Genomic DNA, 521 nt, shown 5'->3' with positions numbered 1-521 from the left:
AGCCAGGAAGAACGCCGTTACATCCTCGAAGGCCAGGAAGCGCAGCACCAGACCTCTAACGCCAAAAAGATGTCCGCCTGGCAGATCGTGCGCAACCGCCAGTTCTGGGGCATCGCGCTGCCGCGCTTTCTGGCGGAACCGGCGTGGGGCACCTTCAACGCCTGGATCCCGCTGTTCATGTTCAAGGCCTACGGTTTTAATCTGAAAGAGATCGCCATGTTCGCCTGGATGCCGATGCTGTTCGCCGATCTCGGCTGCATCGTCGGCGGTTATCTGCCGCCGCTGTTCCAGAAGTATTTCAAGGTCAACCTGATCGTCTCGCGCAAGCTGGTGGTGACGATGGGGGCGGTGTTGATGATCGGCCCCGGCATGATCGGCCTGTTCACCAGCCCTTACGCGGCTATCGCGCTGCTGTGCGTCGGGGGCTTCGCCCATCAGGCGCTGTCCGGCGCGTTGATCACCCTCTCTTCCGACGTGTTCGGCCGCAATGAGGTGGCGACCGCCAACGGGCTGACCGGCAT

The 521-nt window shown here is 62.0% G+C and carries 1 protein-coding gene; it reads left to right on the top strand.

Features of this window, described 5'->3' with window-relative positions:
• A partial coding sequence (locus SO140_RS46475; protein WP_498544278.1) for an MFS transporter occupies positions 1–521 on the top strand: 521 nt, incomplete at both ends.

This window comes from Bradyrhizobium sp. UFLA05-108, assembly GCF_059803455.1.
The sequence above is the reverse complement of the archived record's forward strand: the minus strand, read 5'-3'. Positions and strand labels throughout refer to the sequence as shown.